This window comes from uncultured Campylobacter sp., assembly GCF_938045625.1.
In the GTDB taxonomy this organism is placed as follows: domain Bacteria; phylum Campylobacterota; class Campylobacteria; order Campylobacterales; family Campylobacteraceae; genus Campylobacter_A.
Map to the genome: position 1 here is coordinate 1 of NZ_CALIAV010000046.1, position 25,352 is coordinate 25,352.

The 25,352-nt window shown below is 46.3% G+C and carries 29 protein-coding genes; 8 read left to right on the plus strand and 21 right to left on the minus strand.

Annotated elements, in window-relative coordinates:
* Positions 1-40 precede the first annotated feature (40 nt).
* Positions 41-211: a hypothetical protein gene (locus Q0386_RS04095; RefSeq protein ID WP_299027453.1), complete on the plus strand. Its 171-nt coding sequence runs from the start codon at positions 41-43 to the stop codon at positions 209-211.
* Complete coding sequence (locus Q0386_RS04100; protein ID WP_299027456.1) at positions 165-650, plus strand: hypothetical protein; 486 nt, start codon at positions 165-167, stop codon at positions 648-650. Before Q0386_RS04095 ends, Q0386_RS04100 begins: the two co-directional genes overlap by 47 nt.
* 459 nt (positions 651-1,109) lie before the next feature.
* Here Q0386_RS04100 and Q0386_RS04105 read toward each other — a convergent pair whose 3' ends face one another.
* The 8 genes from Q0386_RS04105 to Q0386_RS04140 all read right to left on the minus strand — a co-directional run bounded on the left by Q0386_RS04105 (position 1,110) and on the right by Q0386_RS04140 (position 7,283).
* Complete coding sequence (locus Q0386_RS04105; protein ID WP_299027459.1) at positions 1,110-1,475, minus strand: nitrous oxide-stimulated promoter family protein; 366 nt, start codon at positions 1,473-1,475, stop codon at positions 1,110-1,112.
* Between the two features lie 46 nt (positions 1,476-1,521).
* Positions 1,522-2,241: a 3-deoxy-manno-octulosonate cytidylyltransferase gene (kdsB, locus tag Q0386_RS04110; RefSeq protein WP_299027693.1), complete on the minus strand. Its 720-nt coding sequence runs from the start codon at positions 2,239-2,241 to the stop codon at positions 1,522-1,524.
* Positions 2,238-3,698 (minus strand): threonine synthase, encoded by a 1,461-nt coding sequence (gene thrC, locus Q0386_RS04115; RefSeq protein WP_299027462.1) that lies wholly within the window; start codon positions 3,696-3,698, stop codon positions 2,238-2,240. Before thrC ends, kdsB begins: the two co-directional genes overlap by 4 nt.
* Positions 3,695-3,997, minus strand: coding sequence for a divalent cation tolerance protein CutA (cutA, locus tag Q0386_RS04120; RefSeq protein ID WP_299027465.1), 303 nt, complete (start codon positions 3,995-3,997; stop codon positions 3,695-3,697). Before cutA ends, thrC begins: the two co-directional genes overlap by 4 nt.
* Positions 3,998-4,024: 27 nt before the next feature.
* Positions 4,025-4,939, minus strand: a complete 915-nt coding sequence (locus tag Q0386_RS04125) for a tetraacyldisaccharide 4'-kinase (RefSeq protein ID WP_299027467.1) — start codon at positions 4,937-4,939, stop codon at positions 4,025-4,027.
* Positions 4,932-6,068, minus strand: coding sequence for a DegT/DnrJ/EryC1/StrS aminotransferase family protein (locus Q0386_RS04130; protein ID WP_299027470.1), 1,137 nt, complete (start codon positions 6,066-6,068; stop codon positions 4,932-4,934). Before Q0386_RS04130 ends, Q0386_RS04125 begins: the two co-directional genes overlap by 8 nt.
* A gap of 26 nt (positions 6,069-6,094) precedes the next feature.
* Positions 6,095-6,274 carry a DegT/DnrJ/EryC1/StrS family aminotransferase gene (locus Q0386_RS04135; RefSeq protein WP_299027473.1) on the minus strand — a complete coding sequence of 60 codons (180 nt, stop codon included), beginning with the start codon at positions 6,272-6,274 and terminating at the stop codon, positions 6,095-6,097.
* Between the two features lie 253 nt (positions 6,275-6,527).
* Positions 6,528-7,283, minus strand: a complete 756-nt coding sequence (locus Q0386_RS04140) for an NAD+ synthase (RefSeq protein WP_299027476.1) — start codon at positions 7,281-7,283, stop codon at positions 6,528-6,530.
* A 118-nt stretch (positions 7,284-7,401) separates the two neighbouring features.
* Between Q0386_RS04140 and Q0386_RS04145 the strand changes: the two genes are divergently transcribed.
* A complete protein-coding gene (locus Q0386_RS04145) occupies positions 7,402-8,025 on the plus strand; it encodes an MBL fold metallo-hydrolase (RefSeq protein ID WP_299027479.1) in 624 nt (207 codons plus the stop codon).
* A 174-nt stretch (positions 8,026-8,199) separates the two neighbouring features.
* On the opposite strand, the gene Q0386_RS04150 is transcribed toward Q0386_RS04145, so the two are convergent.
* From Q0386_RS04150 to Q0386_RS04180, 7 genes are read right to left on the minus strand one after another with little or no spacing between them, the layout of a single operon-like run.
* Positions 8,200-8,736, minus strand: coding sequence for a PaaI family thioesterase (locus Q0386_RS04150; protein WP_299027483.1), 537 nt, complete (start codon positions 8,734-8,736; stop codon positions 8,200-8,202).
* An 11-nt stretch (positions 8,737-8,747) separates the two neighbouring features.
* The gene (gene cmoB / locus Q0386_RS04155) at positions 8,748-9,653 is read right to left on the minus strand and encodes a tRNA 5-methoxyuridine(34)/uridine 5-oxyacetic acid(34) synthase CmoB (RefSeq protein WP_299027486.1); all 906 of its coding nucleotides are present in this window, start codon (positions 9,651-9,653) and stop codon (positions 8,748-8,750) included.
* Positions 9,653-9,832 carry a hypothetical protein gene (locus Q0386_RS04160; RefSeq protein ID WP_299027489.1) on the minus strand — a complete coding sequence of 60 codons (180 nt, stop codon included), beginning with the start codon at positions 9,830-9,832 and terminating at the stop codon, positions 9,653-9,655. Before Q0386_RS04160 ends, cmoB begins: the two co-directional genes overlap by 1 nt.
* Positions 9,829-10,056 carry a hypothetical protein gene (locus Q0386_RS04165; protein ID WP_002945055.1) on the minus strand — a complete coding sequence of 76 codons (228 nt, stop codon included), beginning with the start codon at positions 10,054-10,056 and terminating at the stop codon, positions 9,829-9,831. Before Q0386_RS04165 ends, Q0386_RS04160 begins: the two co-directional genes overlap by 4 nt.
* 3 nt (positions 10,057-10,059) lie before the next feature.
* On the minus strand, positions 10,060-11,178 hold the full coding sequence (locus tag Q0386_RS04170; protein ID WP_299027493.1) for a 3'-to-5' oligoribonuclease B: 1,119 nt from the start codon (positions 11,176-11,178) through the stop codon (positions 10,060-10,062).
* A gap of 8 nt (positions 11,179-11,186) precedes the next feature.
* Positions 11,187-13,349 (minus strand): flagellar biosynthesis protein FlhA, encoded by a 2,163-nt coding sequence (flhA, locus tag Q0386_RS04175; protein WP_299027496.1) that lies wholly within the window; start codon positions 13,347-13,349, stop codon positions 11,187-11,189.
* Positions 13,350-13,352: 3 nt separating this feature from the next.
* On the minus strand, positions 13,353-13,757 hold the full coding sequence (locus Q0386_RS04180) for an Rrf2 family transcriptional regulator (RefSeq protein ID WP_299027498.1): 405 nt from the start codon (positions 13,755-13,757) through the stop codon (positions 13,353-13,355).
* Positions 13,758-13,901: 144 nt separating this feature from the next.
* Between Q0386_RS04180 and rpsO the strand changes: the two genes are divergently transcribed.
* The 5 genes from rpsO to Q0386_RS04205 all read left to right on the plus strand — a co-directional run bounded on the left by rpsO (position 13,902) and on the right by Q0386_RS04205 (position 18,420).
* Positions 13,902-14,174: a 30S ribosomal protein S15 gene (rpsO, locus tag Q0386_RS04185; RefSeq protein ID WP_002952011.1), complete on the plus strand. Its 273-nt coding sequence runs from the start codon at positions 13,902-13,904 to the stop codon at positions 14,172-14,174.
* Positions 14,175-14,475: 301 nt separating this feature from the next.
* Entirely contained in the window at positions 14,476-15,255 is a 780-nt protein-coding gene (locus Q0386_RS04190; protein WP_299027503.1) for an HrcA family transcriptional regulator, read from the plus strand.
* Entirely contained in the window at positions 15,252-15,779 is a 528-nt protein-coding gene (grpE, locus tag Q0386_RS04195; RefSeq protein WP_299027506.1) for a nucleotide exchange factor GrpE, read from the plus strand. The genes Q0386_RS04190 and grpE overlap by 4 nt, the downstream gene beginning before the upstream one ends.
* Positions 15,780-15,814: 35 nt before the next feature.
* On the plus strand, positions 15,815-17,692 hold the full coding sequence (gene dnaK, locus Q0386_RS04200) for a molecular chaperone DnaK (RefSeq protein WP_299027509.1): 1,878 nt from the start codon (positions 15,815-15,817) through the stop codon (positions 17,690-17,692).
* A gap of 296 nt (positions 17,693-17,988) precedes the next feature.
* The gene (locus Q0386_RS04205; RefSeq protein WP_299027512.1) at positions 17,989-18,420 is read left to right on the plus strand and encodes a trehalose-6-phosphate synthase; all 432 of its coding nucleotides are present in this window, start codon (positions 17,989-17,991) and stop codon (positions 18,418-18,420) included.
* A gap of 60 nt (positions 18,421-18,480) precedes the next feature.
* Here the strand turns inward: Q0386_RS04205 and Q0386_RS04210 are convergent, their stop codons facing one another.
* From Q0386_RS04210 to Q0386_RS04235, 6 genes are all read right to left on the minus strand, one after another.
* The gene (locus Q0386_RS04210) at positions 18,481-18,885 is read right to left on the minus strand and encodes a hypothetical protein (protein ID WP_299027515.1); all 405 of its coding nucleotides are present in this window, start codon (positions 18,883-18,885) and stop codon (positions 18,481-18,483) included.
* A gap of 226 nt (positions 18,886-19,111) precedes the next feature.
* On the minus strand, positions 19,112-19,870 hold the full coding sequence (locus Q0386_RS04215; RefSeq protein ID WP_299027518.1) for a flagellin: 759 nt from the start codon (positions 19,868-19,870) through the stop codon (positions 19,112-19,114).
* A gap of 96 nt (positions 19,871-19,966) precedes the next feature.
* Positions 19,967-21,502 carry a DKNYY domain-containing protein gene (locus Q0386_RS04220; RefSeq protein WP_299027521.1) on the minus strand — a complete coding sequence of 512 codons (1,536 nt, stop codon included), beginning with the start codon at positions 21,500-21,502 and terminating at the stop codon, positions 19,967-19,969.
* A 46-nt stretch (positions 21,503-21,548) separates the two neighbouring features.
* Positions 21,549-21,995, minus strand: a complete 447-nt coding sequence (locus Q0386_RS04225; RefSeq protein ID WP_299027524.1) for a hypothetical protein — start codon at positions 21,993-21,995, stop codon at positions 21,549-21,551.
* A complete protein-coding gene (gene abc-f / locus Q0386_RS04230) occupies positions 21,992-23,932 on the minus strand; it encodes a ribosomal protection-like ABC-F family protein (RefSeq protein WP_299027527.1) in 1,941 nt (646 codons plus the stop codon). The genes Q0386_RS04225 and abc-f overlap by 4 nt, the downstream gene beginning before the upstream one ends.
* A gap of 9 nt (positions 23,933-23,941) precedes the next feature.
* Entirely contained in the window at positions 23,942-25,255 is a 1,314-nt protein-coding gene (locus tag Q0386_RS04235; protein WP_299027529.1) for a sodium-dependent transporter, read from the minus strand.
* Positions 25,256-25,352: the final 97 nt, after the last annotated feature.

Sequence of the window (25,352 nt, forward strand, 5' to 3'; positions counted from 1 at the left end):
ATAAAAAATCAATCAATAAAGAGAAAGGAGTTAGACGAAAATGAGCACAGCAATAAAGTATTTTGTTCTAGGCTTTAGAAATGCCTTTACTCCTATACAAGTAAAAACGACAAAGAGCTTAGGGCAAATTTCATCTGAAATTTTTGAAAAAAGAAGGGTCTTGATTGAGAAAGAAAAAGATAGACGCAAAACTTCAACAAATAAAAAATGAAGAACTAGAAAACAGCCCAAATATCAAGGCATTAATTCAAAGTATAGTAAATAATGTTAGCATAGAAGTAAATCCGTCGGAGCTAAGCAGTCTAGCAAAGACGGACATCAAGCTAGCAGAAGAATACATAGGCATTATAAAAAGTAATCAAGCCCACATACAAAAAATGGATGTTGAAATACTTACTCTTGAAAAAATAGAGCAAGCTACGCGCCTTACAGATGCACAAAAGAATAGAACATATATGGATAGAGGGCAATGGTTGGGATTGGTTATAATGCTAAGTAGCTTGTCAGTTTTAGCTTTTGCAATATACATGGGCGAAACAGGATTTGCTATAACATCGGTCATAGGAGTAATATTGCTTTCTTTATATCACATAAGTGGCAAAAGAGAGCAAACCTCAATAAAAGTCAATAGTAACGACATTAAATCATAAGCCCCTTAATCGTAGCTACTATCTAAATTTATCAAGTATAGTTTTAACTCTTTGGATTAAACCTACACGGATACGGCGCGGAACCCTGCGTGTCGTCATATTTATTTCGGCCGCGCAGGTACGGCTTAAATTGCGTAAAACCGATATTTCCCACTAGTTAAATTTATCGTCCATTAGTCCGATGCGGTTTTTAATATCGTTAACGCCTAAAGCTATATATGCCAAGGCCGTTATTTTTGCAATACCCACAGCTCGTCAAGCGCGTATAGCAAATATTATACTTGCGTTACTGGCAAAAAACTCGCGCTCGCTAACGTCCGTTTTAGCGTAGTAGGCTTAATTGCCTAACGTATAGCGCGAGTTTGCAGCTTGCTTTTTTAAAAAATTTCTCGCATCCTCTGCAAAACGTTTTGCAAATTTGACCCAAAACACGTCAAATTTAGCCCACAGACCCACCCCCTACTCTGCCGTCTTTGAAAACGTAAATATCTTTTTAAGCTTCACAAGGCCGAGCTTCACGCCGCTATATCTCATTATCTTTGCCATCTGCATCCATCTAGGCTTTTCGTAGCATGGATGCGGGCACTTGCGGCAACTCGGTTTGATATCGTGTGAACAGGCCAAAAGCCGCTCGTGAGCGTAGAAAAACAGCTGCTCACACTCAGCGCAAAGCTGAGTTCGGGCGCTACGGTTTAGACTTTCGCCCTTATAAATTAGCTCCAAATTTATCTCACGCTTTGGCTCTAGTGCGTGTTTATCAGTGCAGTAAGTCTGTAAAAATTTCGCCAGAGTCGTGACCTGTTCGGTAAATTTCTCATTCGTCATACATTTTTCCTTTGGGCAAATTTACCAAATTTCGGGGCTTTGGGCGTTAATCTAACTCAATGCCAAATTTCGCCCGCGCTCTTTGCAGATCCTCCTCGCAGTCTATGCCGATGCTGTCGCTTTGCACTTCAAGCATGAGGATTTTCTCGCCGTTTGATAGAGCGCGCAGTTGCTCGAGCTTTTCGGTATTTTCGAGAGTCGACGGTGCAAATGAGCAAAATCTTTTCAAATTTGCCGCGCCGTAGCCGTAGATGCCCAGATGCGCCTTGTACGCGTCAAACGGCGCGCGGTCAAACGGGATGCGCGAGCGCGAAAAATAAAGCGCGTAGCCCGCGTCGTCGGTCACGACCTTGACTAAGTTTTTATCGTCAGCTAGCTCGCCGACGACGATTTTAAAACACGAAAACATAAATGCTCGCGCTGCGTTTTTCTCGCAAAATTCTCTAAATTTGACGATATTTTCAGGCTCAATAAAGGGCTCATCGGCCTGCACGTTTATGATGATCTCGCTATCTTTGACGCCAAGCATGCCCGCAGCTTCGTTGATGCGGTCGGTTCCGCTTTGATGCGCCCGGCTAGTCATCACGGCCTTAAAGCCGAATTTTTGCGCGATCTGCACCACGCCCTCGTCGTCTGCGGCGATCACGACCTCATCAGCCGCGCTCACCCTGCGCGCCGTAGCGACGAACATCGGCACGCCGTTTATTTCGCGTAAAATTTTATTAGGCATTCGCGTCGAGGCGAGCCTTGCAGGTATGATGATCATCGCTCGATCCAAGCTAAAATTTTAGCCTCTATTTCGCTCTTTGCGGAGATTTCGCTATGTACGGCGGCTTTTGTAAAGAGTGACTTTATCGCGCCGGGCACTTCATCCTTAAACTCCGCTGCCAAAGCCTCAAGCCCGCTTTTTTCGTCTTTTAGCATTTCGTTTTTTAGCGCTTTAAACATGCTTGGAGCAAATTTGACCCAGTGCGCGGTCGACGTTATCACGCACGGACGCGCTAAATTCGCCGCCACTTTAAAGCATGTAGCCGTGTGCGGATCGACGGCGACGCCCTTTGCTGCCCACTCTTTTATGTATTTCTCGCACTCCGCGTCGCTGCAAAAATCAGCATCAAAGTCCTCTTTTAGCGCGTCTAGCTCGCTATTTGAAAGCTCGTAAAAGCCCTTGCTCGCGAGACTATCCATCAGTTCCTTAGTTCGCACGGCGCCGAATTTATCAAAAAGCAGCCTCTCGACGTTTGATGAAACCAGGATATCCATCGCCGGGCTGATCGTTTTAATCAGACTTTTGCCGCGCAGATCGTATCGTCCCTGCGTGAAAAACTCGGTCAGGATGTTGTTTGCGTTTGAGACAATTTTGATTTTGCCGATTTTTGCGCCCATTTTTTTAGCGTAGTATGCGCCCAGAGCGTTGCCAAAGTTGCCGCTAGGCACTACGATGTCAAATTCGTCTTTTAGCGCGCCCGTTTTTAGCAGGTAGACGTGGGCGTAAACGTGATAGATGATCTGAAATAAAATCCGCCCGAAATTTACCGAATTTGCCGCTGAGAGCGAGAGTCCGGCCGCGCTTAGGCACTCTTTAAATTTCTCGTTAGCTAGCAGGCTTTTTAGCGCGCGCTGCGCATCGTCGAAGTTGCCCTCGATGCCGATTACTTTGAGGTTTGCGGCGCCTGCGTTTATCATTTGTAGGCGCTGTACCTCGCTAGTGCCGTCTTTTGGATAGAGGCAGACGACTTTGACGCCGGGCGCATCCGCAAAGGTATCTAACGTCGCAGGTCCGGTGTCGCCGCTAGTAGCGCACATTATGAGGTATTTTTCGCCTCTTTTTGCGGCTAGCTCGCTAAGTAGCGCGCCAAAAGGCTGCAATGCCATATCCTTAAACGCGCGGGTAGGCCCATGATAAAGCTCGTTTACGTAGAGGTTTTCGCCGATTTTTCGCACTTGCACGGGATTTTGCGGATCGTCAAATCTCTCGTACCGCTTCACCGCCCTCTCAAACATCGCCGCGTCCGCGTCAAATCCGAATTTCTCTATGATTTTCAGAGCGATTTGTGCGTAGGTAAAATTTACCGCCTCCGCAAAGAAATTTGCGTCCAGCCGCGGCAGCTGCGTCGGCGCGTAAAGCCCGCCGTGAGCGGAGCTGGGGCTTAGTAGCGCCTGGCTAAATTCTACGCTTTTTAGGCTCTCGCCCGCATTTGCTCTAGTTTGAAATAACTTCATTTACTTTCCTTTTTTATCCATTTTTTGTATTTTTTGCTAGCTTTGTCCGCCTTAAAAGCGACTATCTCAGGCAGATCGTAGTCGTGATGTTTCGCGATAAATTTAGCCACTTTTTTAAATTTAACCGCGGTTTTTATGAGTAAGACCCGCTCTTTTTCATCCTTTATCTCGCCGTCCCAAAAATAAACGCTATTTGCCTTAAAAACGCTGACACAAGCGGCAAATTTAGCTTTTACGAGCTTTTTGGCTAGGGCTTTGGCTGCGACCTTATCGGCGCAAGAAGTTAGTATAAATTTCATTTAAAGCGTCCTAAAATTTTTAGGAGATTATAGAATTTTCTCTTTGATAATTCGTTTAAATTTATCCGCCAGCGTCGTTTTTAGCGCGATAACGGAGAGTGGCAGGCCAAACTCCTCCATCTTTACGGCGTCTTTTCGCGTGACCAGTAGCGAGGTCGCGCCGTAGCTAGCCAAGATCCCCGCTAGCTCGTCCCGCGAAAACGCGTAGTGATCGGGATAAATCTCGTGCCCCACGCAAAGACTAAAGTATGGCTCCAAACGCTGCGGATTTGCGATGGCCGTTACTAAAACCATCTTTGGGGTTTGATTTATGATTTCGCTTGTGCGCGTAAAATCATCGCCCTCTTTTACGACGTAGTCGGCTTTGGCGTAAAATTTGCTCGGGTAGCGATACGCACCGCTAGGCAGGACGAAATCAAAATAGGGCTTTGCGGAAGGGCGGATCAGGACGTTAAATTTTTTGATGTGAAATTTACCGAAGCCATCATCTAGTAGCACGTACTTTGCGCCCATTTTTTTGGCTTCTTTTATCGCGATATCGCGGTTTTCGCTCACGATGACGTTTGCGTTTTTTACGCTTTTTGCGTACTCCATGGCTTCGTCGCCGCTAACCGTGACGCCCACCAAAATTTCGCCCGAGACTGCGACTTTTATGAGCCCTTTTGAAGCTCTACCGTAGCCTCGTAACACGACGCAGCCGCCATCAAATTCGTTTAATATATCAATACCCAGCGGCGTCTTTCCGCTGCCGCCTAGGGTTAAATTTCCGATGCTGATAATCGGAATGCCAAAATCCAAAGTTTTGCTAAATTTGGATTTTAAAATCACGCCCACGCAGTAAATCCAGCTAAGCGGTAAAAGCGCGATAGCTAGGCACTTTTGCCGTAAATTTGGAGAGTAAAAATAATCCTGCGCAAAGGCGTAAATTTTCCTTTTAAACACGCGTTTTGGCTACTTCTCGCACGCTCTCGCAGATATATGCAACCTCTTCGTCGCTAAGCGCGTTGTAAACGGGCAACGAAAGCACCTGCTGATATGTTTTTAGCGCATTCGGGAATGAATTTACCTTAAGCCCGTATTTGCTTTTATAGTAGCTCAAAAGGTGCATCGGCTTGTAGTGAAGCGCTGTATGGATGCCGCGTTCTAGCAGCTCCTTGGCAAACCCGTCGCGGTTTTTGTCGATCTTGATGATGTACTGGATATAGACGTGGTCGCGCTTTTTGATCGGTAGCGAGACGTGCGGGCAGCCTGCGAGCTCTTTGTCGTAGATGGCGGCGATCTGTCTGCGTCGCGCGATAAATTTATCCGTTTTTTCAAACTGCGCCACCGCATACGCCGCACAAAGTCCCGTTAGATCGTACTTCACGCCGATATCTACGACGTCGTAGACGTAGCCTAGGTTGCCGTCTTTATCTATGCCGCCATTCACAATCGCGTGGTTTCGCAGTAGTCTAGCGCGCTCGGCGATAGCATCGTCGTCCGTTAGCATAAAGCCGGCCGTTGCGATCGGGTTTGTGAGCTGAGAATGAACGTTAAAGCAAGAGATAAGCGAGCGGTCATCAGAGCCGATTTTTACGCCGTTATATGTTAGGCCGACGGACTTGCCAGCGTCGTCTAGCACCTTTACGTCGTACTCCCGCGCGATAGCGTAGATCTCGTCCATATCTGACGCCTGCCCTCCGACGTGGTTTACGAAGATACCTTTTAGCTTTTTGTGATTGTGCGCTCTTAGCGTGTCTCGCAGAGACTGAGGGTTCATGTTGAAGTCGTCTTCGTTGATATCCACAAATATCGGCTCGGCGTCAAAATGCCTGATCGCCTGCGCCACGCTCGGAGTAGAGTTTACCGAGCAGATGATCTTGTCGCCGCGTTTTAGATCCATCGAGCAGAGTGCCAAATGGTGAGCGGCGCTGTTGTTATTGGTCGTAACGGCATGTTTTACGCCAAAATACTCTCTAAGCTCAGCCTCTAGCCTCTCCACGATCACCGAACCGTGGTCGTTTAGAGCCTCTTTGATGAGCGTAATCTCGGCCTCGTCGATAGTAGGTCTATAAAACGCTATCTCTTCCATTGTGCCTCCTTGTTTTTTATTTTATCTTACCTATGGTGAGCGGCGCTGTTGTTGTTAGTCGTAACGGCATGTTTTACACCAAAATACTCCCTAAGCTCGGACTCCAGCCGCTCCACAATCACCGAACCGTGGTCTTTTAGAGCCTCTTTTATAAGCGTAATCTCGGCCTCGTCGATAGTAGGTCTATAAAATGCTATCTCTTCCATTGCGACTCCTTGTTTTTTTATTTTTATCTTACCTTCTGCGTTTCTTTTTTGTTTTTCAATTTATTTTGCTGCCAAATTTACGGCAGTTTTATCTATTTTTACTTTCAGAAAAATCATCGCAACTTTGCCGTTAAATTTACCATATCTCAAAACCGAGTAGATTTGACGCCGAATCAGTCATCAAATTTCACCGTTTTTGACTTTCAAAACCTCAGCCAAATTTATCGCCGTAGCCGTAAATTTAGCTCAAATTTTACTCGCCGTTCACGCTAGCAATCGGCGGCAGCGAGAGTTTAAATTTATTTGCTCTCATTCTTGAAAACACAGTCGCGACGAGCTTTGGGTCAAATTCGCACGCCAGCTCGGCCTCGCTTTTACTCTGCACTAAATGCAAAACCTCGTCCAGTCGCTGGTAAGTGTAGCCTATGTCGGCCTCGTCGCTTTGCCCTTCCCAAAGGTCGGCGGACGGGGCTTTTGCGATGATTTTCTCATCGATACCAAGCTCGCGCGCCAGCTCGTAAATTTCAGTCTTAAATAGCTCGCCGATCGGATTTAGCGCGCACGCCATATCGCCGTAGATCGTGCCGTATCCAAGAAGGCGCTCGCTTTTGTTACTAGTACCCACGACTAGCGCGTTTACCTTTGCCGAATAGTCGTAAAGCAAGCACATCCTAGCTCTTGCGCTTAGATTTCCCATGCGCAAATTTGACAGTGGCTCGCCGATTTGTGCGGTAAAGCTATCCAAAATCGGCTGTATTTCGATGATTTTATACGTTATTTTTAGATCTTCGCAAAGCTTTAGCGCATCGCTTAAATTTCGCTCGTTTGAGTACTTCGTCGGCATCAAAAGCGCATGCGTTTCAAAGCCCGTGCGCGCGCAAAGAGCGGCTACGACGGCAGAGTCTAGACCGCCGCTAACGCCCAAAACAAAGCCCTTTGCGCCGCTTTTTTGGAGGTAGCTCGCTAAAAACTCGGTTAGCTTCAGGCTGATTTGCGAATAATTTTTCATAACGATTATCACCGATAAATTTAAATTCTAAAATATTATACAATCTTTTTATAAAATTTAACTTTTAAGCTTAAAGAATATACAATTTATTTTAATTAAATTTTATAAAAGGACAAACGTGAAAATTTTTTCAAAACCATGCGGAGATTATCAAACCAACTGCTACGTAGTATCCAAAAACGGGCGCGATATTATCATTGATCCAGGTCAAGATTCATATGACTTTGTCGTTAAAAATTCACACGCGCCACTCACTATTTTAAACACTCACGGGCATTCCGATCACGTTCTTGACAATGTTAGCTTAAAAAATTTTTTTAATGTTCCGGTCTATATCCATAAAGACGATAATTTCATGCTTCACGACGATCTTTGGGATGCGGATCAGCAGCCGATGCACGACGCGATTTGCGTCGGCGGAGCGAAATTTGAGGACGTTAAATTTAACATAGAGGACTTTGAGATCGAGTTTATGCACTTTCCTGGGCATACGCCAGGATGCTGTATGGTGCGCGTGGACGACGTTATCTTTAGCGGAGATTTTTTGTTTAGAGGCTCGATCGGGCGCTATGATTTTCCGTTTTCAAATGCCGAGGATATGCGCCAAAGCCTGCTAAAATGCAAGAATTTACAAGGAGATTTTATACTGTATCCAGGTCACGGCGACAAAACGACGCTAAAAGCCGAGCGAGCAAATTTAGACTTTTGGATAAATATGATCGGTAGGGAGATGAGATTTTAACGGATCAAATTTGAGCTTTTAGATTTTCAACAACCGCGCTAAATTTACAAATAAAACGGCAAATTTGACGGCGGCGAATTTGGCGTTAAATTTATGCTGGTTTTGCCAAAATACCGCCTAAAAAGACGGCGCTAAATTTACTGCGCCGCCAAATTTCATCAAATTTGACCAAGCTTACGCGTTTTGCTTCGCCTCTTCTTTGCGTTTTTCCTCGTTTCGCCTTTGCGCGGCTTGTTTTTGTAGGCTCGTTTTGTAAATTTTAAAGATATGATCCTCTAAAATCACAACCTGAAAAGTCCCCTCAAATACCTTTATATCGTTCGTCGTGCCAGTTACTCGCACCTCGCGCTTCTTGCTCTCGTTAAAGTGCGAGCGCGCATCAAATTCGATCGCTTCGTTTAGCTTGGTCGGAGCGAAAAAATGTATCTTAGCCCCGATAACCACACTAAAAGTCTCATTGACCGCCGCCATCGCCGCGTAGCTAGCCGCAGAGAAAACAAATCCGCTGTGTATGAGCCCCTCGCTATCGGCGACCATGTCGCTAGTGGCGAAAAAGCGCGTTTTGGCGCGGTTTGACTCGAGCTGCGTCACGGCGCCACTAAGACCGATTTTTATATTCGGCGAGGTTTTTAGCTCGTTGCGAAACGGATTTTCATCCTCTGGAAGTACGACTCCGTCGCTACTGTTGTCGTCGTAGATATTTTCGTCCATTTTTCACCTTTTCATACGCTTAGTTTTAGATAGACCCGTTTTGGCGCGGGATAGCCCTCGACCGTGCGCGCCGGGTCTGTGGGATCGAGGAAATCGCCCAAACTCTGACCCAAGATCCACTCCGTTTTTCGCTGCTCGTGCGCGTCCGTCGGCTTTGTGGCTAAAATTTGCGCGTCTTTAAAACTTGCCCTCTCGCACCAGTTTAAAAGCGCGCTAATAGTCGGCACGAAGTAGATATTTGGTATCTTTGAGTATGTATTTTTAGGGCTCAGGGCAAAATCGCCATCCATATCAAGATACATCGTGTCCAAAAAGAGCTCGCCGCCCGCATTTAGCGCGCCTTTTAGCTCTTTTAGCGTACGCACCGGATCGCTTCTGTGATAGAGCACGCCCAGGCAAAAGAGCACGTCAAATTTGACGCCATAGTGGGGCAAATGCTCGACGCCTAGCAGCTCGTACTCTATGCCCGAGCGCACAAACGCGTCGATAAATTTAAACTGCAAAAAGCTCATAACGCCAGGATCAAAGCCAATCAGCTTTTTCGGGTGCTGGAGCAACATACGAAAGAGATAGTAGCCGTTGTTGCAGCCGATATCGCCCACGACCTTATCCGATAGATCCATGTGCGGCGCGAGCAGGTTAAATTTGACAAAACTCCTCCACTCGCTGTCGATAAAGATATCGTCTATCTTAAACGGTCCCTTGCGCCACGAGCGTAAATTTAGCGCCGCTTGTAGAGTCTCTTCGCGCTCTTTGGGGGTTAAATTTGCGTTTATCTCGACTATATCGTCAAATTTAAGCTCAAATTCGCGCCCCTTAAATTTAGCCGCTAGCTCCTCTACCTCGCGTATCAAAGGCGCGTAGGTTTTGCCCGCCAGCTCCCTAGCCTTCGCCGCTCTAGCCGCTTCTAAGCTCATCACTCCGTCCAGTCGATGATGTTTTTAGGGCACTCTTTGTGATAGACGCCCGTCGCGTCGTAGTACTCCTTGCACTCGTTGTAGTACTTCGTCGTCACGCCGCGGTCGTTTAAAAACACGCATCCGCCCAGTACAGCCGCCAGAGTCGAAAAAAATAAAATTTGCGCTAGAGTTTTCATTTGAAAAATTTAGCGTGCTTTTTCTTCATATATTCGACGACTTCGAGCACCTCGTCCACGCCCTCGGCACCCGAGTTTTCCAGCGCGTCGTCGATGCACTCGATGTAGGTCTCTGCGGCGTCCTCGAGCCTATCTTTTTTCACGCCAGCATAATAAAGCATCGCCTCTAACATCATCGAAAGCTCGTAGCTTAGCTCGTCCACGGTAGGTTCTATTTCTTTCATTTTCTATCCTTGTAAAATCGTTTTTTTAGTTATTAGGTCGGTTATCTGCGCCTTTACGTTTTCATAGCTAAAGCTATCCTTAAAGCCCGCAAAAAGTCCGCCGCTAGCGTTCACGTGTCCGCCGCCGCCGACTAAATTTTTAGCCATCTGACTCACATCCACTTTGCCGTTAGCGCGAAAGCTCAGCGTCTTTTTGCTCGTAACGTCGATGAAAAAATCAATATCGGGGTTCGCAACTAAAAAATCGTTGCCTATAACCGAAGTGTTGCCGATATTATAGGTCAAAATGCCGTTAAGATCGTTATATTTTATGCTAAATTTCTCTTTTTCCTCGCTTAGTTTTTTTACGACGAAGGCCGAGATAAGGTTGCTTAGCGTATCGTTTTTATCCTCTTTGAAAAAGTCCTTTTTAAATCCAAAAATCGCCTCGTCAAGCCCGACGTAGTCGTCTCCCGCGTCAAAAAACTCCCGCGCTCGCTCGATAAGATAAAAAAGATAGCGCGAGTTTTCTGCCTCAAACATCGTTTTATTTATCTCTTTTGCGTTTGCAACGAGTCCGAGCCCGACCTTACCCATTTCAAAATTTACGTCCTCTTTTAGCCAGATATCGACCGCATTTACGACGTCGCTAAAGTGATTTAGGCTCGCATCAACGCCGTAAATTTTAGCGAAAAAATCATGCGTGATCTTGGTCGCGCACCTTGAGCTATCTAAAAAATACCAGCTAAATTTGCTCGCGCACTCGGCGCCGCTTTGGTGGTGGTCTAGGAGTAAAATTTTAGCGTTTTTATTTGCAAGCGCCTTTTCGTAGGCTTCGCACTGCTCCACGGTTAAATTTAGATCCGTTATCAGAATAAGCGCTTTTTCGTCATTTTTAATCACTTCGTCTTTGCCGTGATTTTCGGACGCATTTTGCGAGTTATCGTTTTGCTCGCCGCTTAAATTTGACTGCGTCTGGGCTACGCTTTTATCCGAAATTTGAGCCAAAATTTGATCAAATTTCTCGTCGATCTCCTTGCCGTAGTTTGAGTTATAAAATTTAACGTTTTTAAAATAGTGATTCGTTATTACCTGCGCGCCGTATCCGTCCAGATCGGTGTGCGAGAGGTGGTGGATGGTCATTTTATTCCTTACAAATTTGATATTTCTATCGTGCCTAGCGTCTCAAACGGCGTATTTGCCGCGACTTCGGCAAAGCTAAGCACCGTGATATCTATGGCGAAATTTGCACAGATATCAGCGATAAATTTACGCAAACTAGGCTCCACGCAAAGTATCATCGAGCCGTACTCCGAGATCGGCCGCTTCGCCCTCGCCTCGCGCAGAGCCTGCACGATAGCCGAGGTCTGCGAGACGTTTATCATCAGGTGATACGCGCCGTCTTTATACTGCACGGCGTCGATCAGTTTTTGCTGTGCGGCTGGGTCCATCACGTAGAAATTTAACCGCCCGCCCTCATCAACGTAAAGCGAAGTGATAGCACGAGCAAGCGCGGTGCGGACGTGCTCGACTATCATATCGAGGTTCTTACTAACCTCGGCTATGTCGCTTAGCGCCTCTAGGATACTTAGCATATCTTTTATCGGGATATGGTCTTTTAGCAGCGCTTTTAGCACCTTTTGGATCACTCCGATAGGCGCGATGCGCAGCGTATCCTCGACGATGACGGGGTATTCTGATTTTAGCTTGTCGAGCAAATTTTGCGTCTCTTGGCGAGTTAGGAGCTCGGCGGCGTTTTGTTTTATCAGCTCGCTCATGTGCGTGGAGATGACGCTCGCGGGATCTACGATCGTATAGCCGCTTAGTATCGCGTCCTCCTTCACGCTCGCATCGATCCATAGCGCATCTAGGCCAAACGCCGGCTCTTTAGTCGGGATGCCTTCGATGTTGTCGCTAACTAGCCCGCTATCCATCGCTAGAAATTTATCCGCGTAAATTTCTCCCTGTCCGATCACGACGCCTTTTAGCTTGAAGCGGTATTCGTTGGGCGGCAGTTGGAGGTTGTCGCGGATACGGATCTTTGGCATCAAAAAGCCAAGCTGTGCCGCGATATTTCGGCGCATCGCTCGTATGCGCTCGATGAGATCGGTCTCGGCGATCTTTAGCAGGCCGTATCCTAGATCAAGCTCTAAAATTTCAAGTTTTAAGATATCGTTTATCTTAGCTTCTTCTTCACGAGCGATCTCCTCTTCGCTTTTTTTAGGCGGTTTAGGCGCCGCCGGCCCTTCCTCTTCGCCTTGCGCCAAGCTTGCGCTTTGAGCTTTGGAGGTCAAATTTATCTTGCCCTCTTTTACCTCTTTCATTATATAGCCCATACTTAAAAACAGAAGCGAGATAAAGCCCAGAGATAATGTCGGCAGTCCCGGGACTAGAGCAAAAACAAATAGTATAAAACCGACTATTAAAAGTGTTTTGTATTCGCCTAGTAGCTGTGTTAGCGAGCCCTCGGCGAAATTTTCATCGTCCTTGCTAGCGCGCGTGATGATGATCGCCGTAGCCGTCGACGTGATGAGGCCAGGTATCTGGCTCACTAGACCGTCGCCGATCGTTAGGATCGTGTAGTTTTGTGCCGAGGTAGCCATATCTAGGCCGTACTGAAACGAGCCAATGAGAAAGCCGCCGACGATGTTTATGATCGTGATGATGATGCCAGCGACAGCATCGCCTTTGATAAATTTAGACGAACCGTCCATCGCTCCGTAGAAATTCGCCTCGCCGATAATGGCTTCGCGGCGCTCTCTAGCGGTCTTTTCGTCGATTAGGCCGGCATTTAGGTCGGCATCTATCGCCATTTGCTTACCCGGCATCGCATCAAGCGTAAATCTCGCCTGAACCTCGCTCACGCGCGTCGAACCCTTAGTAACGACCATGAAATTTATAAGCACCAGTATGGTAAATACGATCACTCCGATGACGTAGTTGCCGCCTACGACGAACTGTCCGAAGCTTGAGATTATCTCGCTCACGGCATCGGGACCGTTGTGTCCTTCGCTTAAAATCATACGCGTAGTGGCGATGTTTAGCGAGAGTCTAAAAAGCGTGATGATGAGAATAAGCGTCGGAAAGGTGCTAAGGTCGGTCGGCTTTGGCACATAAACGGCGATCAGGATGATGAGCACCGAGATAGAGATGGAAAGCGCAAGAAAAAAGTCCAAAACCGCGCTAGGAAGCGGCACGATGATGATCGCAAGGATGGCGATTATGACGCCGACGATCGTGAGCCCCTTAAACCTTACGATGGGCTCTAAAAACGGTGCGACCAGTGTTAGGATATTGCGCTTTTGTTTTGCCAAAATTTACTTCTTGATTATATTTGCTAACGTAATTGTATCTAAAAAATCGTCGATTTTAGACTGTAGCGCGCTAAACATCGGCCAAATTTGACACATTCCGCCCTTGCTAGAGGCACAGCTATCAGCCGAGATAGAGCACTCAAATACCGCCATTTTACGCTTTTCAGCACTTTCGATTATTCTTTTTATGCTGATTTCTTCAGGCTTTTGCGCGAGCATAAATCCGCCGTTTGCGCCCTTAAACGAAACCAAAATGCCCTCTCTGGCCAAATTTTGCAAAATTTTAGCCAAAAAGCTTTTTGATATCTCAAGCTCGCCCGACATCGTATCGACATCTGAGGGAATGTCTTTTTGTGCTATGTAAATCAGCGAAAGCAGCGCGTATTCGCTCGCTTTTGTCAAAAGCATAAATTTCCTTTAAATTTTTTGCGGATATTTTATTAAATTTTATCTGCAAATTTGATTAAATCAATATTTTTTAAAATAGGCGCCGCATTTTTTGATTTTTATGATATAATCGCCTTTTTTAATCTCACCAATCAGGAGGTCACTATGGCTTTGGATTCGGCTAAAAAAGCAGAAATTGTTGCGAAATTCGCTAGAAAAGAAAAAGATACGGGCTCTCCGGAAGTTCAGATCGCATTGCTAACAGCAAGAGTCGAGGAGCTAACCGAGCACCTAAAAATCTACAAAAAAGATCACTCGTCTCGCCTCGGACTACTTAAAATAGTTGGCCGCAGAAAACGCTTGATGAAATATCTAAAAGCTAAAGATTACGCAGCTTACACAAAAGTTATCGCTGAGCTAAATCTCAGAGATAAATAATCCTAAGCCCTAAATTTGGGGCTTTTCTTTCAAATTTTACTTTTTACACATTTTTAAATTTAACTCGGCAAATTTTAATTTCATAAAAACTTCTAGCAATAAAATCAAATTTACTATACTCTTACATTAAATTTGTTCAAATTTTCCAGCACGCTGCCAATAATGCCCAAAATTTTACCCTTATAACCTTGAGCTAACTACACTAAAGTTATCTAAATAATTTTTTTTAACTCTACCCCTTGACAATTATCCGCTCAATGTTGTATAATTCGTCTAGCAATTTAAAGGAGAGAGTGCTAATATGATAAAGATAAGTAAGCGAGATCTGATACTTGATACTATTATTCAAGCTTATCTTAGCGACAACGCTCCGATCGGCTCTAGCGAGCTTGGTTCGCGTATGGCGATGTCGATCCCGGCCTCTACGATTAGAGTTTATTTTAAAAAGCTCTCCGACGAGGGCGCGATTACGCAGTTTCACGTTAGCGGCGGCAGGATACCGACGGCTGCCACGATGAGAGATTATTGGCGAGCTAGGTTAAATTTCGACGAAACGCCAAATATCGCAAATCCAAGCCTACTAAAGTTGCTAAGCGATAAATTTGAAATTTACGCGATGGTTTTTGAAAGCAAAACCCAAACGCTAAACGAGGTCTTAAATTTAAACAATAAATTTTTGATTTTGAGCTTTAGCGAGGACGAGATCGCGCTCAAATTTAACTCGAAAGTCGAAAAATTTTTGAGCAATCTCATCGGTATAGAGCTCGACAGACTCGAGCTTACCTGTATGCAGGTGGGCCTAAATGAGCTAAGAAATAAGATAGCTGAACTAAAACGCACTAAAATTCGCTTTTTAGAAAACGAAAAAGTAGCGCTTGAAATTTTCGGCGAGAGCTTTAAAAACACTCTAAGCCCTAGTTTTGATATGATTTTTGACTCAAATTTAGTCTTTTTCGGCGAAAATTACCTAGGCATGAAGCTTGGCATAAATTATGAGGGCAAAGAAGCTAAAATGCTTTGCGCAGGCAGCATTTATAATGATTATGAAAGATTTTTAAACAACCTAAAGGAGGCGGCATGAACGAGAATGAAAACGTAGAACTTGAGCAGCAAATCCCGTCAAATTTCGACGAGAGTATCAGCTTTGAGGGCCTTGACGCAAAATACGTCGAGCTTCAAAAGCAGCTCGAGGAGCTAACGGATAAGTATTATAGAGCCAACGCGGACTTTGAAAACATCAAAAAGCGTTTTGAAAAGGAAAAAACGGACATTGCGACATACGCGAACGAGAAATTTGCGCGAGATCTACTTCCGGTGATAGATGCGCTTGAGATGGCGGTAAATTTTGAAACCGAAGGCGACGAATACGCGGCAAAAATCAAAGAAGGAATTTATATAACGATAGATCAGTTTAAAAAGTGTTTCGAGAAAAACGGCATCACCGTGATCGAAGCCAACGAGGACTTTGATCCGAATTTCCACAATGCAATGCTACAAGTAGAAAGCGAAGACGTGGAAAAAGGCAAGATCGTACAAGTGATACAAAAAGGTTACCTCATCAACGGCAGAGTTTTGCGCCCTGCGATGGTATCGATAGCGAAGTAAAATTTGAAAGAAAAATTTAATAAAAAGGAAAAACAATGGCAAAAGTAATAGGTATAGACCTAGGAACGACGAATTCATGCGTGAGCGTGTATGAGCGAGGCGAAAGCAAAGTAATCCCGAACAAAGAGGGTAAAAACACGACTCCTTCGGTCGTGGCGTTTACTGATAAGGGCGAAATTTTAGTAGGCGACAGCGCAAAACGCCAAGCCGTCACAAACCCTGAAAAAACCATCTACTCTATAAAAAGAATAATGGGTCTAATGAGCAACGAGAAAAATGCACAAGAGGCCAAATCTCGCCTGCCGTACCACATCGTAGATAGAAACGGCGCGTGCGCTATCGAGATCGCGGGCAAGGTCTACACTCCGCAAGAAATCTCTGCAAAAGTACTCATAAAGCTAAAAGAGGATGCGGAAAGCTACCTGGGCGAAACCGTCGTGGACGCCGTCATCACCGTACCTGCGTACTTTAACGACAGCCAAAGAAAAGCGACTAAAGAGGCGGGAACTATCGCCGGACTAAACGTGCTTCGCATCATAAATGAGCCTACTGCGGCGGCTCTTGCTTACGGTCTAGATAAAAAAGAGGCCGAAAAGATCATGGTTTACGACCTAGGCGGCGGTACGTTTGACGTTACGGTGCTAGAAACCGGCGATAGCGTGGTCGAGGTTTTGGCTACGGGCGGTAACGCGTTTCTCGGCGGCGATGATTTCGATAACCGCCTAATCGACTGGCTAACGAGCGAATTTAAAAGCGACTCGGGTATCGATCTAAAAACCGACGTGATGGCTATGCAGCGTCTAAAAGAGGCTGCCGAAACAGCTAAAAAAGAGCTAAGCTCGGCTCAAGAAACGACGATAAATTTACCGTTCATCACAGCTGACGCTACTGGTCCAAAACACCTCACAAAGACGCTAACTAGGGCAAAATTTGAAGGCATGATAGAGGATCTAGTCGCTCAAACGATCACCAAGATAAACGAGGTCGTAAAAGATGCCGGACTGGACAAAAAAGATATAAAAGAAATCGTCATGGTGGGCGGCTCGACGCGCGTGCCTTTAGTTCAAGAAGAGGTCAAAAAAGCATTTGGTAAAGAGCTAAATAAAAGCGTAAATCCGGACGAGGTCGTAGCTATCGGCGCGGCGATCCAAGGCGCCGTCATCAAAGGCGACGTGAAGGACGTGTTGCTCCTAGACGTCACTCCGCTAAGCCTAGGTATCGAGACTCTAGGCGGCGTGATGACGAAAATCATCGAAAAAGGCACGACTATCCCGGTTAAGAAAAATCAGGTATTTTCAACTGCCGAGGATAACCAAAGCGCCGTCACGATCCACGTACTACAAGGCGAGCGCGAATTTGCCCGCGATAACAAGTCTTTGGGTCAGTTTAACCTAGAGGGCATCCCTGCCGCTCCTCGCGGAGTACCGCAGATCGAAGTAGAGTTTGACATCGACGCCAACGGCATCCTAACGGTTTCAGCCAAAGACAAAGCCACCGGCAAAGCCCAAAACATCACGATCTCAGGCTCAAGCGGTCTAAGTGAGGACGAGATCAACAACATGGTCAAAGATGCCGAGCTACACAAAGAGGACGACAAAAAGCGCAAAGACGCAGTCGAGGCTCGTAACCAAGCCGACGCGCTAGCGCACCAAACGCAAAAGAGCCTTGACGAGCTAGGCGAGAAAATCCCAGCCGAGGACAAAGAGCGTATCCAAAAGGCGCTGGACGAGCTAAAAGAGACGCTAAAAGACGAAAACGCTAGCAAAGAGCAGATCGATGCGAAGGTCAAAACTCTAAGCGAAGCCAGCCACAAGCTAGCCGAAGCGATGTATAAAAAAGACGGCGCCGCGGGCGAGCAAGCAAACGGCGGCAAGAAAAAAGACGACGACGTCATAGACGCCGAAGTCGAGTAAAATTTAGCCCTTGTTTTGGCAAGGGCTTTAAACTCAAATTTAAGGTTTTAGCGTTTTTACGCGCCCTTAAATTTGCCCCGCCCGTTAAATTTAACGGGCGGTTTTTATAAATCTCTCAATTCATTATCTCAAATTTACCAAATCCAAATTTGACTCCGTGTAGTTTTTTGTTCGCTTATTTTGCAAATTTGCCGCTTCGTCTGTAGATTAAATTTGACCCTCTTCCGCGCAATCCTTAATCAAAATCATCCAATTGGACGACTGATTTAAATATAATCAAACAAAAAAGGTCTTAAATGTATCTATTTTTCCTGATCGTTCATATTTTGAGCGCCGTAGCCTTTGTCGGTTACGTATTTTTCGACGTTTGCATATTTCCATTTGCTAAAAAGCATATCGACGAGGATACGCTCGCTCGCGTCAAAAAAGCCTACACCAAAGGCAGCGCAAAGGTGTTTGGCACTGCGTTTTTGCTGCTGATCATCAGCGGCGTTTATATGGCAAAGGATTATCTTGGCGGCGAGAACGGATGGCTCGGTAGCTCGTTTCAAATTTTACTCGCGACCAAGATCGGCGTGCTAGGGTTAATGTGCCTAATCACGGCGATATCGCTCTTTTACGTCTATAAGCTAAAAAAGCCCGATCCATTCGGCAAATACTCGCATATCATCGCCCTTGTTTTGTGCGTCATAATGATAATCCTAGCAAAGGTAATGTGGAGGGTTTAGGCAAAATTCAGAAAGACTAACGCTCTAAATTTTACCTTTTTATTGAATTTAGTTTAAATTCTACTTCTCACCGCAGTCAAATATCTGCGCGCGTACGCGGTAGCTGTTTACATAAACGCTATTTTGCGGGCATCTAACCAACCTGCCTTGTTCGCCATAGCAAAGTGCCTGTTCATTTAATATATAAAGAGTTATGCGCTTGCCAGTGCCTGCAACAGCAACAGCTTCGTTTCTAAGATCATTAAGTGCCCCTTTTCTAACCTGTTCCAAAGTTGCTGCAGCGTATCCGGTCGCATCGTCGCTACCCTCGGCTTCGCCCAAAACTCTACAGTTATACGGCGTATCGCGAACCTCAGTTATTCCACGAGCATTTACATCCAGCGGCTTTGGCAAAAACATAGGCGCGCCGCATCCGCCAAGCAGCAAACCAGCCGCAAAAACTACGGCTAAATTTGATATTTTCATCTTCTCTCCTTAAAATAAATTTTATAAGTATTATATTTCAAAAAGAAGAAAAATACAAGGTAAATTTGGCTTAAATTTAAGAATTGTAATAATTCTTTCTAAATGTCTTTTGATGAGTTTTAAGAGGATAAATTTTACGGCAACTTTTTTGTCAAAATCGAAGTAGGAAGCAAAAGAGTTTTAGCCGCCAAGGAACGTAGCGGCTAAAATATAAAAGCAGTTAAATTTAACCCAAAAGCCTATTAAACTGGCTTTGCAAGCTTGCGGTATTGTGCGCTTGCGCGAGGATCGCGGCGTTTGCTTGCAGGTCGTTTTGCTTAAAGGCGCTTAGATTTTTAGCGATGTCGTTATTTTGCAGCTGCGACTCGCTTTGTCTTAGCGCGACGTTTTTGGCTAGGCTTGCGTTGATACCCGAGATTATGCCGTTTTGTGCCGCACCGATCTCGCCTCGCAGAGCGTTTACACTACCGATAAATTTACTCACGCTCTCGCCGTTACTTACGTCTATACCGCTAAAATCGGGCGCATTTAAATTTACGCTCGCCGTACCGTTGCCGGTTAGGAAGCTCATCTGCCCTCCAAATACGTTCTTGCCGTTAAAGCTAGCCTGCTGCGTGCTCTCTTTCATCGCGCCCACGAGCGCATCCGCCTCGCTTTTTATCATCTTTTGCTGGTCGGCGTTTAGGATGTCGCCGTTATACCTGACCGATAGCTCGCCGATACGGTCGGCGCTTTGCGTGATATTTGCTAGCGCGGAGTCTGCGATCTGTAGGATGCCGATAGCGTCGTTTGCGTTTGCGACGCCCTGCTCTAGCGTGGAGCTTTGAGAGCGCAAAGAGTCCGCGATAGCAAGATTTGCACTGTCGATACCGCTTAGAGCACGCTGTGCGGAGATGTTATTTAGGGCTTTTGCGCTGTTATTTTGAGCTTGTTCTAGGTACTGATTGCTTAGGCTTGAGTTTGCGGAAAAATTTCCCAGTTTCATTTGCACTCCTTTTAAATTTGACTCGATTTTAGCGAAAATTTGATTAAAATTTGCTATCGGCGAGTACAGCGTCAAATTTGAGCGTTTTAAGCAAATTTACCGTCTAAATTTTACTTTGCCTCGAGGTTTTGTCGCGACTTCGTTTTCCACCGCTTTTGCGCGGCTTTTATACTCATAGGCTTTGCCCGCGATCGCAGCCAAAATCGCAACCCCTAAAAATATCCAAAGATAATACCTCTCCTCGCCGTCATAACTAGTAACCGCTTCAAAAACTAGCTCGCCTTGCGCCGGTATGAGCCGCTCATCTTTTATCATCTTGCGGATATCCTCGCTGCTCAGATTTTTACCGCGCGGATCATACGGCCGCGTCAGGATCTCTATGGCGGCAGTATCTGCGATCTCGTAGACGCTAGAGTCTATGAGCTGCCCCGTCCCAAGCGCGTCAAAATAGTAAATTTTATCGCCGTTTGCATAAACAGCGCCGTATACGCCGTTACGCACAAGGCCTATTTTACGCCACTGCTCGCTGGTTTCAAGCCTAAAAAGCTCGGTATGGCGCGAGCCCAAATGCCTGCCGCTTTTATTTCTGTGCCATACTTCGCGGCTTTGCACAAAATAAGTGTGAGCGCCGCTAATAAAAACGCTACCCGCAAGCGGCGAAATATCACCCGCAAAAGGATCGTCCGCCGCGCGTTTTAGCTCGCCGCTTTCGCCGCCGCTATGACGCTGCCAAAAATAAATCCCGCACTTGCCGCGAAAAAGTAGATGATAAGCGTGCGCGCCGGAGACGCCAAAGGGTAGCGAATAAGGCGCAAATTCGGGTGCAAACTCGTGCTCGTCCGCATAAACTACGCCGCTAGCGGGTTCCAAAAGATAGTGCACGCCGTTAAAATACGCCGCCTCGTGTAGCCCAGGGGTAAATTTTACCTCAAGACGCGAGCTTTTAAAATATACGTTTCGCCCGTCCGTGACGTAAAAATCGCTAGCTCGTCCGCGCGCGTCTAGCACGTATCTTAGCCCCCTGGCGTCTGCACCCTCTAACTGCTTACCCTCAAAATATACCTTGCCGCCTTCGCCGCCCAAAGCCGCTTTTTCCGCCGCGAAACCGAAATCTAAAATAGGGTCTAAATTTACGCTAGAAACGCGCTGGGTCTTATAGATATAGCTTTGCGGTTTATCAGCACCAAATATCGCGTACGCCATAGTTTGAACCATCTCGGCAAAGGCTCCTAGTTCGTAGTTTCTCTCGCCTACGTCGCTACAAAAATAGCCAATCTCGCCGTCCGTAAAGTATCCATTGCCAATCGCCATAGTGCGAGCCGGATCTAGCCCGGTCATCGCGAGATTGCCGCAGTAGACGGCGTTTTCGCCCATGCCGACGTTTCGGCCGCGGTAACCCTCAGACGCGAAAACCCTAAATTTATCCGCCCGCACGCCCTTTAGCTCAAATTTGCCTCCGCTTGGGATGAGCGCGTAAATTTTACCCTGCGGCGTAGCGTAAAATTCGCTGTTACCTATCTGAGTAAAATCATTCTCCTCCTCATAGCTAGCGACATAAACCATGAAAAATACCGTAAAAAGCACAGCAAAAAGCGCGAATAAGCAAAGTAGTATAAATTTTTTATCTTTCAAAGTGCCGCCTATTTTTAGAAGCTCTGATGTTTATCGAGCTCAAATTTTACGCAAAATGCCTCAAAATTTTAAATTTTCCTATCGCATGGTAAGCTAGCGACCAAACGAGGAAGCAAATGCAAATAAGCCGAATAATATCGGTAAAATCGCGAATCTCAAATCTGCCCGTAATTAAAGAAAAAATCGCTCCGCCCGCGATACAAAGAGCAAGAAGCGTCAGCGAGATAAAAACCGTAATGTTTATAATTTTTGCCGTCATGCTCTTGTTTTCGCTATTTTTAGCCAGGGTTTCAAGCAGGGTTATTCTATTTATAAAGCCGTCTCTTTCGTACTCTACGCGCACGAGGTCGCCCTGTTCCAGACTAAAATCAGCAGAAAAAACGCCGCTAAATTTAATCCCATCCAGCTCAAAACTAGCGCCGATAAACTCGTCTCGCTTAATAGTGCGTAAATTTAGAGCGCTAACCCTGCCTGTTTTAGTTAATTTTTTCAAATTTGCTCCAAATTTTCGGCGATTTCTAAGACCTCAAAATATTCGTTCTCTAACGTTTCAAGCTCGCTTTTAGCCGCTTCTAGGTCGTTATAAAGCGCGGTTAGACCGATTTGCTGATAGATTTTTGGATCGCTAAGGCCGGCGTTTAGCTCTTTTATCTTAGCTTCCAGCACGGCGATTTTTTCGGGATGCGAGGATAAAATTTGCGTTTGCTTGTAGCTTAGCTTCGCGCCGGTTTTGCTCTTTTGTTTTTGTGCTTGCTCGGCTTCGCTTGCTAGGCTCGCTTCAAATTTACCAAGCTCGTTTAGCTCGTCTTCTAGCTCGAGATAAACGCTGTACTCTTGATGTAGCACCTCGATCGCCGTGCCCTCAAATGCCCAGAGTTTGTGCGCGATCTTATCGACGAAGTATCGGTCGTGACTCACGATGATTATGGCGCCTTCAAAGCTTTGCAGGTAGTCCTCAAGTATGTTGATAGTTGCGATATCCAGGTCGTTTGTCGGCTCGTCAAGCACAAGCACGTCGTACTCCTTGCTAAAAAGCAGCGCGAGCGCCACGCGGTTTTTTTCGCCGCCGCTTAGCACGCCGATGGGTTTATCGAGGAATTCTTTCGGGAATAGGAAATTTTTAAGGTAGCCGTAAACGTGCATATTTCGCCCTCGCACCATGACATGATCGCCGCCGCTTGGGCAAAAGGTCTCGATGAGGCTTTTATCGTCATCTAGTGCGCTTCGAGACTGATCAAAGTATCCTACTCGCACCTCGCCTCGCTTGATCTCGCCGCTACTAGGCTTTTCAAGCCCGAGTAAAATTTTAATAAGAGTGCTTTTGCCGCTACCGTTTCGTCCGACTATCGCGATACGCTCGCCTTGCAATACTCTAGCGTTAAAATCGCTAAAAAGTTGCTTGCCGCCGATGTTTTTGCTTAATTGCTTGATCTCAAAGAGCATTTTTTTGCGGTTTACGCTTTGCGTTTGGTTAAAATTTTTACTCGCGCGCTCAAGCTCGAGCCTAACGCGGCGTATCACGCCCGGATTTTTCTTCGCCTCCTCGCGCATGGCTAGCACTCGCTCTTTGCGCCCTTCATTGCGTTTTAGACGCGCTTTGACACCTCTGCGTAGCCACTCCTCCTCGGCTTTTAGTTGTTTTAGCAACGTCTCGTGAGATTTGGCTAGGCTGGCTAGGATTTCCTCTTTTTTAGCTAGATAGTTTGCATAACCGCCGTCAAATGACGCCAGCGCGCCCTCCTCGATCTCGACGCTTCTAGTTGCTAGCGCGTCGATAAAGTAGCGATCGTGCGAGATAAAAACTATAGTCTGGCGCGAGCTTTTTAGCATATCCTCTAAAAATCTCACCATATAAACATCAAGGTGGTTCGTAGGCTCGTCAAGCAGCAAAATATCGGGCTTTTTAAGTATCAGCGCACCCAGAGCCACGCGGCGTATCTCGCCACCGCTGAGGCTTGCGACAGCGCGGTTTTCGTACTCTTTTAGCTTAAACTCCTCCAGCACGCGCTCGATCTTGCGCTCGATCTGCCAGCCGTCTTTCGCCTCGATAAATTTGATTAGTTCGTCTTGCCTCGCATTTAGCTCTTTGTTATGCGGATCGCGGCCGAGCGCTTCTAGTACCGTGGCATACTCGTCGCGCGCATCAAATATCTCTTTTAGCTCCAAATTTAGCGCGTCTTTTACCGTCGCCGCATCGTCAAATTTGGGATTTTGCGCGAGCATTTCTACTTTTACGCCGCCTTGCAGTATACGCCTGCCGCTATCAGGCTCTAGCGAGCCTGCGACTAGCTTCATCAGCGTACTTTTGCCGCTACCGTTTTTGCCGATGATAGCGATACGCTCGCGCTCGTTTACGCTGAGGCTTATTTTGTTTAAAATTTCATTCGGACCGAATTTTTTACTAACGTCGATAAGGTCGATTAGAGCCACGCGCGAGCCTTAAAACGAGATATGCATGCTAAGAGCGGTGATACAAAGTGTAAGCGCCATCGGTACGTATATATATCTGCCCGTAAAATACCAAAACGCGCCTTGCTTTTTTGCCGCGCCAGTGTTGATCTCATCCATGATCTCCTCTTTTTTGATGACCCAAAACCACGACACCGCGCCGATCACCGCGCCGATAGGGATGATATAGATCGAGACAAAGTCCATCCACGGTCCCCAGCTAGTTATGGCTTCCATATTTACGCCGATGCCAAAGCATATTATGCAAAGCGCGATCAGCACGACGCCGCGCTTTAGGCTAGGAAATTTGTGCATTATCGACTCGGCGACTGCTTCGAACATATTTTGCAGCGAGGTCACGCCGCCAAAAATTACCGCCGTAAATAAAATAATCGCGAAAATTTGACCGCCCGGCATGTCTTGTAAAATTTTAGGCAGCGTTACGAAAAGTAACCCAGGTCCCGCCGCAGGATCCATGCCGTAAGCAAATACCGCAGGCAGCATAACTAGCGCCGCCGTCATCGCCGCGATCGTGTCAAAGATCGCCGTCTTTTGCGCGCTATCGACGACGTCCTCGTCCTTTGATAGATATGCGCCGTAAACGATCATACCAGAACCCGTGATAGATAGTGAGAAAAAGGCCTGACCCATCGCCGCAACCCACACCATAGGATCTGCGAGCTTGCCCCAGTCGCTGTGAAAGACGAATTTATACCCGCCAAACGCCCCGTCTAAAAACGCCACTCTGATAGCGAGGATAAAAAATAGCACGAAAAAAAGCGGCATCATGATTTTGTTTGTCTTTTCGATACTGTGCGCGCCGAAAAATAGCGTAAATAGCGTGCCTGCAACGACGATAAAGTGAAACGGCACGACCGAGTAGGACGAAAGCGCAAAGGACTCAAACCAAGTGTTCGTATCTACCGTCATCAGCGAGCCCGTGATCGCCTGAAATAGAGCCTTTAAAACGTATGCGATGATGACAGCGTAGCCGATAGCGATACACATCGAGCCCGCTAGCGGTATCCAGCCTAAAATTTTACCGAACGTACCCCAGTTTCGGCTCTTCCACGCGTATTCGTATGAGCCTAGCGTACCGGTTTTAGCACGTCTGCCGATAGCGTACTCAGCAGAAAGCCCGACGTAGGAAAATATCGCGATAAAAAACAGATAAACGAGCAAAAACGCGCCGCCGCCGTTCGTACCGACCTTATAAGGAAACCCCCAGACGTTGGCCATACCGATAGCCGAGCCCACGCAAGCGATGATAAACGCCCAGCGTGACGTGAAATTTGTTTTGTGCATTTGATATCCGTTTAGATTAAATTTTCTCAATTATACTTGATTAAGCTAATAAAAAGATTATGCCTGCTCGCAGGAAAAACGCGCCGCGCCGCCTTAA